Origin of the sequence: Companilactobacillus tucceti DSM 20183, assembly GCF_001434665.1 — a bacterium.
In the GTDB taxonomy this organism is placed as follows: domain Bacteria; phylum Bacillota; class Bacilli; order Lactobacillales; family Lactobacillaceae; genus Companilactobacillus; species Companilactobacillus tucceti.
Genome location: NZ_AZDG01000003.1, coordinates 32,752 through 45,321, shown reverse-complemented (window position 1 = coordinate 45,321; position 12,570 = coordinate 32,752). Strand labels below are relative to the sequence as shown.

The following is a 12,570-nucleotide window of genomic DNA, read 5'->3' as shown; positions in this document are numbered from 1 at the left end:
CTAAATTGCCAAGTAGTTTAAAGGCGAATAAAATTAATATAGAATATACTATATTTATAGCAAAGAGGTAAGGTCGCTCCCTATCAAACTGGCTTAGCAAGCGTGTGCGGTACTACACCCCTCAGTTTAATTTCAAAAAATCGAGGTGGTAGTTATGCATACTACTCTAGAAAGGTATTCGGCGTATGTCGTTAGTTGTAACGATATATATGTTGTCCATGTCGGCGGTTAACATTGCTAAGGTCATTTTATTATTAGCAAAAGCCTACATGGCAATAAAAAAAGCTAACCTAAAAGGTTAGCTTCACCAAATACCGTACTAGACTTGCGTTGCAGGAGTTCTCGCATAACTCCTGCTTTTTTGTACAAATGCATTATACTATCGCCGGAGGATTTTATCAATTATGATAAACATAAAAGAGGCCATTCAAAAATTACTAGCTTTTTATGAAGTTGTTGAAAATAATAAATAAACTATTTAACTAGCAGAAAATGTTTACTTTTCCTGCTTTTTTTTATGCTTTCATTTAGGTAAATAATTTCCTAATCTAGTTTCAAATATTTTTAACACTTCCAGATACAATCATTTAATAATCTTGTTATATATTTATGGGTTTATTTATTCTATTAATATCAGCTGGAGGATTTGAGTAATGGAACCAGTTGTGAAAGTGGAGTTGAACGCTTGCGTTCTTACTCCACCGACGATTCGAAGATTTGCGTAAGCAAAGCTTCAAATCGAGACTTCAGACCTCGGCTGAAGTCGTTCGCACAACAGGTGGAATTACTCAAATCCGGAAGCGACAACGCAACAAAAAAAGTAGCACGACTAACGTCGCACTACAAAAATTAAATACTATTTATTTGTGTCAATTAATGTATCTGGTGTTTTGCCTTCAATCAAAGCCTTATTTGAATCAAATGATATCTTGATCATATTGTGAACGGCTGTTTCAGTATAGAAGGCGTTATGTGGTGTGATGATAACATTCTTACGTTCAGCCAAATTCTTAATATCTGAACTTGGAAGGTTATCAATGCTACCCCATTTCTTACCGAAGACTCTGTTTTCGTTATCGAGAACATCAAGTCCGGCACCGGCAATTTTCTTATCATCAAGCCCTTTGATCAAAGCCTCTGAATCGATCAATTCACCACGAGCACAGTTGACGATGAATACACCGTCGTTCATTTGTTCGATAGCTTTCTCATTGATCATATGTTTGTTGCTGTCAAATAATGGGACATGAAGTGTTATAACGTCTGATTGCTTGTAAATATCTTCAAGTGAGTCTACGTATAATCCTTGTTTTTCAATATCAGGATTGTGGTAAACATCATAGGCAATAACCTTTGCACCGAATCCTTGCAAAATCTTGATAACTACGCGGCCAATATGACCAGTACCGATAACACCGACTGTTTGTTCACGGTATTCTTTACCAATAGTTGGAGCCCAAGTAAAGTCACCATTATCAAACTTAGTATCTACTTCTGGGACGCGACGAAGCAAGCGACCCATTAATAGAATAGTATGTTCAGCAATAGCATTTGGTGAATATACTGGTACATTAGTCAACTTAAAGCCTAAATCATTTAAATCTTTAAAATTAAAATTATCAACACCAACATTGCGAATAGAAATGGATTGGATACCTTGTTCCTTCAAAGCTTCAAGTGCACCTCTCTCGTAAGGCGTTGTTTGAAGTGTTACTACACCGTTGGCACCATCAGCTAATTTAGCTGTCTCCTGTGTCAACAATTGATCTGTATATCCAACCTCTACATCTGGATTTGCTTTCTCCCACTTCTCCATAGATGGTTTTTCATCATCACGAATTCCATAAGCAAAAATTTTCATAACTTGGTGTGACCTCCTTATTAATTTGTGTTGGTATCGTACCTGTTTAGAATGTAAATAGCGAAGATAACAATTATTGAACCTATAATTTCAACAAAATTGACGCTATAAGCAAGAAACATGACACTCAATACTAAGGTAGTGAAAGGTTGCACCGCATCGGTGATACTTATTGTAGCAGCGGTAGTGTATTTAGTACTGAATACCATCAACAAGAATGCAATAACATTACTAAGCAGAATAACAGCACCTACACCTAGTATACTCTTAGTTGACAGATGAGGGTGATTAATCCAGATTGGTGTAAAACAGTTTGAAACTAAACCAGCGACCAACATACCCCAACCAGTAACTAAAAGTCCATTATGTCTGGCAATAAGGCGTTGTTGTATAACGATATAAAGCGCAGCCGTTATACCGCTTCCGATTCCCCAAAGTAGTGATACAAAAGGGATAGAGAGGTGACCAAAGTCTCCTCTAGTAATTAATAGGAATACACCTAATAAGGCCAATGCAAATGAAATAATATCAATTCTTAGAACTTTTTTGTGCATAAATAAGACCGCACCCACCATGATGAATAGTGGCGATAAGTATTGTAATATCGTGGCAGTCGAAGAATTACCAGTTTGAATAGCGTAGAAAAATGTATACATATTGGCTAATAGTCCAAAGACAGCAAATGCAATCAAAGTTAGAGTATCTTTCCACGATTTAAAAATTGAAAAGAACTCCTTTTTTGGTAGTACAAATAATGAGATAACCAGCAGAATGACCCCGGCTATTGTTGTTCTGGTACCAACGAACCACATCGCTGGAATATTAGAATCTTTGGCAACGATTTGTTGAATAGCACCAGAGACCCCCCAAACCATAGATGCAGCGAAAGCAAGAATAAATCCCTTTCTCAGGGTTTTCTTGGCAAGCAGCTTACTTTCTTCCATAATTTCCTCCTAAAAACTCATACCCAATATTATACATGCAACTGAAGAGAAGGTTCATTTTTTTTTAATCAAACTGATTATAGATTCAATTGTAAAAAAAATAAAAAAACACGCCTTAAAAAATTAAGGTGTGTTTTGAGTTTAAAGATTTTTATCCATATTAAATGTCAATTTGGACATGTTGATCGACTTAGTAAATAGTTCTCCATAAAGTTTCTTAGTCTTATCTTCAGTTTCAGCGACAAGTTTTTGATTTCTGTCAGTTAAGAATTGAGTTAAATCATCTCCAGAGTGATCTTTTGACAATTTGTCAGTTTCAATAATACTTGCGCGGAATTTTTCATTTAGTTCAGTTATATAGTCAGTGTCATCTTGAACAAAATTATTGTAATGAGATTCAACTAGAGCTGAAAGTCCCTTGTACATCCAGTAAGAGTTTGTGACATCAAATGTCATAGATGTATTTTGGTAACTCTTAGCTGTATCATTCATATTTGTATAGAAAGGAATATAAGGTGAGAAGCTAGGGAAACCAACACATAACCACATAATAGCAGCAATTTCTTCAGGAACGTCATTTCTGATTTGAAGGACGTGTGAATTTTGTGTACGGTTCAAACCGATTGGGCGGTAACGATACTTATCGTCATCTGAAGCATCAGGACTGAATGGATCAAATTTTGTTTCGTTGTAATGTGATCCCAAAACATATTCGATATCTTCAACAGAGATTTTGTGGTCTGTCTTCATGATGAAAGGTAATTCACCATCTTCAGGATCTTGTTTTATTTCTGGATTGAAATATCTTTGACCGAACCAAACACGTGGAGTGTTATAGTGACGATCTTTAACATTGTCAGTACCAAAAATATGACGGAAGTTCCAGCCAGTTTTATCAGTATTTAAATGATTCTTTTCGACAAATTCTTGAATGCCATCTGACCACATGAATTGTTTAGTATCATTAAAGTCAACTTGTTGAATTGATACTCTATTGGCAGCAACAGCGTAACTGTCATCAGGAATTCTTTGTGCTACCCAGTGATGACCAGTAACGATTTCCATATACCAAACGTCATCTTTATCACTGAACAAAAGTGAGTTTCCGGCTGGTGAACCGTATTCTTTGATCAAATCACCAGTACGTTTAACAGCATCAACTGCAGAGTCAACAAATGGCAAAACCATTCTGACAATAACATCTTCGTCCATACCATCTTTTACAAGTGGGTCAACTGATAAGGCACGTTCGTTACCGTAAGTACTCTCTGTGGCAGACATTGCAACGTTTTTACCATTGATACCACTTTCGTCATAATATCCTTCGTTCTTATAGTCCACATTTGGAACAGCAGGCCATGAATAACCATTTTCAGGGATAGGAGCTTCAAAATTGTTAAGCCATGACTTAACAACTCGATTCTTTTCTCCTTTAACAGCTGGATTTAAGACAAAGTTATGTGGTGAAACGGGTAGAAAAGTATCATCGTTTCTGGCAATCATTGTTGATCCATCCAAACTAGCATTTTTACCAACTAAAATAGTTGTACATGCATCATCCAAATGATTCTTCTTCATACTATAATTCCTCCTCTAATATTACGTTATACGATAGAACATTCTATCACAAAAGAACTAAGCCATTTTAGAAAAAGATTCCTATTTAAGGAAGCTATGTTATATATTTTCTGAAAAAATGCTATAATTTGTGTAATTTATAGGAGGAAAAGTAAAAATATGGACTTAAAAATGCAGGATTCTGAAGATTCATTCTTAAAGAATCTTCTATTAGGGTTTCAACATCTTTTGGCAATGTATTCTGGGGATATTTTAATACCGATTTTAATTGGTGCGGCTCTAAACTTTACTGCTACGGAGATGACTTATCTTATTTCTGTAGATATTTTTATGTGTGGTGTAGCAACATTACTTCAAATCAAGCGTACACCTATCACAGGTATAGGATTGCCAGTTGTTTTAGGCTCAGCTGTTGAGTATGTAACGCCGTTACAAAATATTGGACATCATTATGGTATTGCTTATATGTATGGCGGTATTATTGCATCAGGAATTTTCATTCTATTAATATCAAAGTTCTTTGCTAAATTAAAACGTTTCTTCCCTCCAGTAGTAACTGGATCTTTGATCACATTGATCGGTTTTACTTTGATCCCAGTTGCCTTTCAAAATATTGGTGGTGGAGATGCTACTGCTAAAGGTTTTGGTGGTTCAACTGATTTAATATTAGGGTTTACAACTGCTTTGATCATTGTTTTGATTAATATTTTAGGAAAAGGTTTTATAAAACAAATTTCTGTATTAATTGGAATTGTTGTCGGTTCAGTTATGGCCGGATTTATGGGAACAATGGGATTTGCTAGTGTACACAACGCACATTGGTTCCAACTTCCAGTACCATTTTATTTTTCCGCTCCTAAATTTGAATGGTCATCAATAATTATCATGATTTTAGCAGCTTTAACATGTATGATCGAATCTACTGGTGTTTATTATGCATTAGCCGAAATAACTAAACGTGATCTAAATGAAAAGGATCTTCAACATGGATATGCTTCTGAAGGTATTGCCGCTATTTTAGGCGGAATCTTCAATACCTTCCCATATTCAACTTTTTCTCAAAATGTTGCTATTGTTCAATTATCAGGAATTAAGAAAAACAAGCCCGTTTATTTCTCCGCTTTTCTTCTAATTATTTTAGGATTGATACCAAAAGTCGGTGCCATTGCCACATTGATCCCGACATCAGTTCTAGGTGGAGCAATGTTGATAATGTTTGGTACCGTTGGTGCTGAAGGAATCAAAATGCTAACTAAAGTGAGAATGGATAACAATAATCTATTAATAATGGCCGTAGCCATTGGATTGGGATTAGGAGTTACCGTTCAACCAACATTACTTCATATCTTGCCATCAAGTTTACAAACAATTTTGAATAACGGATTAGTTGTCGGAAGTTTTGCAGCTATTTTGTTAAATATTTTGTTAAATCCTCAAGGCGAGAAGAAGTTTCATAGTTAAGAGCGTGATTAAACACGCCCAGCTTCTGAGTATAACGTAAAAAATGGACCGTATTTACAAAGTAAATGCGGTCCATTTTTGTAGTTAAACGGAGGAAGCTGTGTTTAATCACGCGTTTAAGCAGCAGTAAGAATAAGAAGAAATAAAACGAGAATTCTTTAAAAAGATAAAGTAGTTAAACGGAGGAAGCTGTGTTTAATCACACGTTTAAGCAGCAAGAGGATATGTTTAAACATAAATCACAAAAACTTCACATTTTATTTATATAATCGCCGAAAATAAAGATGAAGGCGGGTTAAATATTATGACAGCAACTAAATATTATTTCCCAAGTCGAATTATAGAAGCGATGGGCATTCCATTCATCATAAAATTGGCTACTAAGAATTATGATGAAGTTACTCAAGATATTTTTCACCAAACCTGTTATTCAGTAGAAAAAGAAATTGCTGAAATTATTGAAGAGCCTTATCCATTTAGAGGTAGTTCTTTAATATCTGAATTTCAGAACAATAACGATGATTCTGTGGATTATGACACATTTCAGTCGGTAATTGATCAAGTAAAGATTTCTTCAAGAGTAACCAATCGAGCTTTTTTGAGCCATAAATTAGATGAAGATTCACATAACCTACTCAAAGGATGGACTATTGAAAGAATTTTTGAAAAAGATCTATGTCCCTTATTAGGCAATTCGGAAATTAGTGGTATTTCTCTAGGCGGTAGTGGGGATATGCGAGTGGCTACAAAAAAAGATGATGATTTTTATTGGAAAATAGGAATCAAAAATCCCGGTAATCCTCAAATGATGACGGGATACTATTTGAAAAATGGTGCAGTTTCAACTTCTGTAGCTGAGAAAAATAATCCAGATAACAGTATTCAACAAGTCACTGTTTTTAGTAATGATTTAGTCGGTGCTGATATTTGGTCAGTTACCGGAGCGTCAGTAGGTATGGAAAAATTTTCTCGCATTATTTGGAAATCAAAACTTACAGGCATTTTGTTTGATTGTAATCAAGGCGGTATTCCTTTTAGAGATGGAATTTTAGGTCGAGCATAAACTTCTTATTAACGACACCTTAAAGTCATAGGAACTTCATAAATAGATTTTATACTTATGTATACAATCAAATAAAAAGGAGCTTGCCTATGGTAGAAAAATATAATTCGTTAAGCTGTAAGGTTGGCGAAACGAATAATCAATATTCAATCAAACTAATTACAAGTGATAATAATGAATCTGTAAAAGAACTTTTTAAAAATGCTTCAAAAAATATCGAAAATTACTTAATTGAGATGGATAAGGAATTCTCTCCTGAAAGAAAGGATTCATTGATCTCTAAGTTTCAATCAGGTAGTCAAAAACCTTTGATAGAATCAGATGCTTTTAGTGATATCTATACTCAAACGGTCATTGCTGAACAAATGACGCATCACTATTTCAGTACAAACTTTGGAAGTAAATATGATCCAACAGAACTTATCAAAGGATGGATAATTGATGAAGGATTCAATAAATATCTCAAACCACTATTGAATAAAAGTGACATTGTAGCAGTTAAGTTCAATGATTCCAGTAACATTAAAATAAGTACTAAGTCTGGAAGCGATTATCGTTGGGTAGTTAATATCCCAAAACCTGATTCTGATAAAATAGCGGCAACTTATTACTTACAAAATGCATCCATTTCAACTTTACAAGATAAAGATGTTAAACATGCCCTAATAAGTAATAAGAGTCATATTCAACAAGTTACAGTGATCAATAGTAATGTAACTGACGCTAGAGTTTGGGCAATCGCTGGGTTAGCTGTTGGAACAAAAGAATTTCCTAAATTAATTTCTGAAGCTCATTTAACAGGAATGATGATCGATAAGAAACTTGGAAATATTAATTTTAGAGAAGGGTCTTTAGGTGATATCTTGATTAAAAAATATTAAAAAAGCTTGAAAGATAAAATCTTCCAAGCTTTTTATTTGCAGTGAATTGTTAATTAGTCGTCCCATTCTTCGACGGAATCTTTATAACCATCTGGATTACCATGCCATGTAAAGCTTCCATACCAAAGACTTCTCTTATCAAGATCAAAGCCATTGATTTCATTTACATCGTCATCGCTTAATTCGAAATCGAATATGTCAGCGTTTTGTTCGATTCTAGCTTCATGAGATGACTTAGGGATAGTAATGATGTCACGTTGTAAGTCCCAACGTAAAATAACTTGAGCTACTGATTTATTATATTTATCAGCAATTTTTTGTAGTCTTGTATCTTTTAGAACGGAGCCACTTCCTAGTGGCGACCATGCTTCTAGATAAATATTTTGTTCATCACAGAAATTCTTGATGTCTTCTTCTTGGCAAAGAGGATGAAATTCCATTTGGTTAACAGCTGGTTTAACTGAAGCGGTCTTTAAAATATCTTGTAATTTAGTGATATTAAAGTTTGAGACCCCAATTGCACGTGCTTTTCCTTGACGATATATTTCTTCAAGGGCTTTCCAAGTTGATAAGTAAGTTCCATCAACTGGCCAGTGAATCAATAATAGATCTACATAATCAGTTTGTAGATTTTTTAATTGACCTTCAAATTGTTCCAAAGTTGATTCATAGCCTTGATCACCATTATAAATTTTAGTAGTTAAGAAGATATCTTCGCGCTTAAGGTTGTTATCGGCGAGTCCTTTTTTAAGACCAATACCGACACCTTTTTCGTTACCATATTGTTTTGCCGTGTCGATTGCTTTATATCCATGTTTCAAAGCCCATTCAACTGATTGAGCAGCTTGGGTATTGTTAACTTGCCAAACTCCCATACCTAATTGGGGCATTTTAACACCGTTGTTCAAAGTTACACATGATTCAATATTTAAACTCATAAATATACCTCCATAAATAATATTTTAACGCAATTTATATTGTGAAACTTGGAAAACAATTGAATATTTGGTATAGTTCAAGTTGTTGCATAGTGTCAACGTATAAAACCTTTACATTAGAAAGAGGTCTACTAGGGATTATGGAAAAAATATTCACAACCAGTAATGAAATTAAATCAGAAATTATCAACCTTTCGGCGATTTTAAACTTACCAAAGGGAACTGAAGCTTTTGTAAGTGATATTCACGGTGAATATGATGAATTTGCTCATATTTTAAGAAATGGTTCTGGAAATACTCGTCAAAAAATTTCCGAATTATTTACTGGTCGACTTACAGCTGATAGTCAAAAAAAGTTGGCCTTTTTAATATATTATCCTTCAGAAATTTTAAAGCAGACTAAAGAAAGCATGCCAGATGAGGCTAGTTTATCTCAATGGTATATTGATACCTTTAATGAATTGATTGAAATGCTTCGTTATACATCAAGCAAATACACTCGTTCCAAGGTCAGAAAAGCTATTAAAGATGATTTTGTTTATATAACCGAGGAGCTTCTTTATGCTGATTCGAACGATAATGCTAAATATAAATATTACTATGAAGTAATGGATAGTATCGTTCGATTAGGTATGGCTGATTCATTTATTATTTCCACATGTCATACTATTCAAAGATTAGTGGTAGATCATCTTCATATTATTGGGGATGTTTATGATCGTGGACCACATCCTGATTACATTATTGACCATTTGATGAAACGTTGGGGTAGCCTTGATTTTCAATGGGGAAATCATGATATTTTGTGGATCGGTAGTGCAGCTGGATCCAAACTTTGCATGGCTAACTTAATTAGAATCAGTGCTCGTTATAATAACCTGCGTTTATTGACTAATTATGGAATAGGATTAAGTGATTTACGTGAATTTGCTGAAAAAAATTATAAGCCACTGGATTCATTTAAACCTAAGTCAGATACCGGCGCCAAAATACCAGATGACGATGCTTGTTATGACAATTGTGTTCAACAAGCTATTGCAATTATGCAATTTAAACTTGAAGGTCAAGCTATTCAGCGTAATCCTGAATTTCAAATGTCAGGCAGAATGTTATTAGATAAATTGAGTCCAGACAGAAAGACTGTAGAAATTGATGGGAAGAAGTACCCAGTTATTGATGGTTGTTTCCAACTAGTTGATCCGGATGATCCATATAAATTGACTGATGAAGAAGAGAAAATCTTGATCGATTTATCTCAACAATTTATCGATGCACCTAAATTACGTTATCACATGGCATATATGATGAATAACGGATCTATGTATTTGAAATATAATGGTAATTTATTGCTTCACGGTTGTGTGCCAGTTGATGAAGAAGGAAAAATGCTTAGTTGGACCGTTGATGGCAAAACATATGCCGGCAAGAGTTTATTTGATTTCTTCGAGAAAGTTCTTAAGGAAGGTTTTCAAAAACCTAGTTTAGTTGATTGCAAGAAATCTGATATTATTTGGTATCTTTGGACAGGTAAAATGTCACCATTATTTGGTAAGTTAGCAATGACCACCTTTGAAAGATATTTTGTTGAAGATACGCAAACACATCATGAAGTTAAGAATCCATATTATTCTTTGAGAAAAGAAGAATGGTTTGCTGATGAGTTGCTAAAAGAATTTGGACTAGATCCAGAAAATGGCCATATTATTAACGGTCATACTCCAGTCAAGTTGGGTCATTCACCAATCATGGCTAATCGTAAAATTTTTGTTATCGATGGTGGTATGTCAAAGCCTTATCATAAGACTACGGGAATTGGTGGATATACTCTATTATCTAATTCATATGGGTTCCAATTAGTGACACATGAACCATTTACGACTCGCAAAAAAGCTATTGCTGATATGACCGATGTTGTCTCGACTAAGCGTGTTATTGAACAGTCGGTCAAACGTACAACAGTGGGAGATACAGATATTGGTGCTAGTTTGAAGAAACAAATTGAACAATTGACAGCCAGATTAGAAGCAATTGATAAAAACCAAACAATCCGAGTTTAATTGATTAGTTCATCTTTGATTTAAAGCCTTTTTTAGACTATATTTTTAATGAAAATATTCACAATCCCCCTTTACTTAAAAAAATATAATCCTATACTGGTGTTGTAAGGGAGGCGGAACAATAATGATGAAGAAGAGTTCCGATTGTACAGAAATATTAGTAGGAAAGGGAGCAACAATGGACGGTTCGACTATTGTAGCCCGTAATCAAGATGGTTATGGTCCTATCAATCCAATCAAATACATCGTCCATGAGGCAAAAGATCAAAAGAATGCAACATTCAAGTCAGTTGTAACAGGTGTCAGTGTACCTCTACCAGATAATGCATATCACTATACTTGTACACCACAAGCCGATCAAAGTGACGGTCAATGGGAAGAATCAGGTATTAATGAATTTAATGTTGGTATGAGTGCAACTGAAACTACTGCTACAAATACACGTGTTCTAGGGTATGATCCATTAGTTCACGATGGTGTTGACGAAGAAGCCATGGTTTCACTAGTTTTGCCATATATCAAGACTGCTAAAGAGGGTGTCGAAAGACTCGGAGCTATAATTGAAAAATATGGTACCGGTGAAAGTAATAGTATTGCATTTAATGATAATAATGATGTTTGGTTATTAGAAATCGTTGGTGGACACCACTGGGCAGCTATGCGTTTGCCAGAAGATACATATGCTATAGTTCCTAACCAAACTTTGATTCAAGAAATTGATCCTAATGATAAAGACAATTTCTTAGTTGCTACAGATTTAGTTGAATTTGTTGAAAAATATCATTTGAATCCAAATCCTGGTAAATTTAATTTCCGTGAGATCTTTGGTACTCAAGGTGAAGATGATGCTTATTACAACACTCCACGTACTTGGTATGGACAAAAGCTATTCAATCCAGAAATCACAGATCAAAAACCAACTGATCAAGATATGCCATTGACTCGTAAACCAGCTAAGAAATTGGCTATTGAAGATGTACAAAAATTCCTATCATCACATTATAACGGCACACCATATGATCCATTCGGTACATACGCTTCAGGTACAGCTGATGAGCAAAGAAAGTATCGTTCGATTGCTATGGACCGTAATCAAATTTCGTCTATTCTACAAATTAGAAATGGTGTTCCAGCAGAATATGCTGCTGTACAATGGATCGCAATGGGATTCTTTGCATATGCACCATATGTTCCATTCTATACAAACGCTAATGACACTCCAGAAGACTACAAGAATACAACTCAAGAGGTTGATGTTCACAACGTTTACTGGTTGAATAAGACATTGTCAGTATTGATCGAGCCTCATTTCCATGAATATGTTGAAGCTATCAATGCCTTTAGAAGCGCTTGCCAATCATATGCTCGTTCAAGAATTGCAGCTACAGATGAAGAAGTTTCTGGTAAGAAAGATATTACAGATACTTTGACAAAGAGCAATATTGAAACAGCTAATGAAATTTCCAAGAGAACATATAAGTTATTTGATGAATTAGTAAAGCATGGATTGCTATTATCAAAGACAACTTGGGAAAAAGGTCAAAACTTATAAAAAAGTGTAAAAAAAGGCGGTTTGCCACCGAAGCATAGCCTAGAATCACGAATGATTGGTATTATCAATCATTTGTGGTTCGTAGCTATGTGGAGGTTGCAGCCTTTTTTTACACGTTTAGGCTATAAAAATTAATAACTAATACAAAAAGCCATCTGAAATTATCTTCAGATGACTTTTTGTATATATATATAGCATAAACGTGGAAAAAATATAGCTTTTTCCGCTTAAAATA

At 34.6% G+C, this 12,570-nt stretch carries 9 protein-coding genes; 5 read left to right on the top strand and 4 right to left on the bottom strand.

Annotated elements, in window-relative coordinates:
• Positions 1–856 precede the first annotated feature (856 nt).
• From FC72_RS02075 to FC72_RS02065, 3 genes are all read right to left on the bottom strand, one after another.
• On the bottom strand, positions 857–1,861 hold the full coding sequence (locus FC72_RS02075) for a D-2-hydroxyacid dehydrogenase (protein ID WP_057764287.1): 1,005 nt from the start codon (positions 1,859–1,861) through the stop codon (positions 857–859).
• Positions 1,862–1,881: 20 nt separating this feature from the next.
• Positions 1,882–2,805, bottom strand: coding sequence for a DMT family transporter (locus FC72_RS02070; protein WP_057764285.1), 924 nt, complete (start codon positions 2,803–2,805; stop codon positions 1,882–1,884).
• Positions 2,806–2,946: 141 nt separating this feature from the next.
• Entirely contained in the window at positions 2,947–4,383 is a 1,437-nt protein-coding gene (locus tag FC72_RS02065; RefSeq protein WP_057764283.1) for a C69 family dipeptidase, read from the bottom strand.
• Positions 4,384–4,542: 159 nt separating this feature from the next.
• Here FC72_RS02065 and FC72_RS02060 point away from each other — a divergent pair, with 159 nt between their 5' ends.
• The 3 genes from FC72_RS02060 (at position 4,543) to FC72_RS02050 (ending at position 7,788) form a co-directional block, all read left to right on the top strand.
• The gene (locus FC72_RS02060) at positions 4,543–5,844 is read left to right on the top strand and encodes a nucleobase:cation symporter-2 family protein (RefSeq protein ID WP_057764281.1); all 1,302 of its coding nucleotides are present in this window, start codon (positions 4,543–4,545) and stop codon (positions 5,842–5,844) included.
• Positions 5,845–6,148: 304 nt separating this feature from the next.
• Positions 6,149–6,907: a hypothetical protein gene (locus FC72_RS02055; RefSeq protein WP_057764279.1), complete on the top strand. Its 759-nt coding sequence runs from the start codon at positions 6,149–6,151 to the stop codon at positions 6,905–6,907.
• An 89-nt stretch (positions 6,908–6,996) separates the two neighbouring features.
• Complete coding sequence (locus tag FC72_RS02050; protein WP_057764276.1) at positions 6,997–7,788, top strand: hypothetical protein; 792 nt, start codon at positions 6,997–6,999, stop codon at positions 7,786–7,788.
• A gap of 53 nt (positions 7,789–7,841) precedes the next feature.
• Here FC72_RS02050 and FC72_RS02045 read toward each other — a convergent pair whose 3' ends face one another.
• Positions 7,842–8,726: an aldo/keto reductase gene (locus tag FC72_RS02045; RefSeq protein ID WP_057764274.1), complete on the bottom strand. Its 885-nt coding sequence runs from the start codon at positions 8,724–8,726 to the stop codon at positions 7,842–7,844.
• A gap of 140 nt (positions 8,727–8,866) precedes the next feature.
• Between FC72_RS02045 and FC72_RS02040 the strand changes: the two genes are divergently transcribed.
• Entirely contained in the window at positions 8,867–10,783 is a 1,917-nt protein-coding gene (locus FC72_RS02040; protein ID WP_057764272.1) for a fructose-bisphosphatase class III, read from the top strand.
• A 127-nt stretch (positions 10,784–10,910) separates the two neighbouring features.
• Positions 10,911–12,335, top strand: a complete 1,425-nt coding sequence (locus FC72_RS02035; RefSeq protein WP_157051090.1) for a C69 family dipeptidase — start codon at positions 10,911–10,913, stop codon at positions 12,333–12,335.
• Positions 12,336–12,570 lie beyond the last annotated feature (235 nt).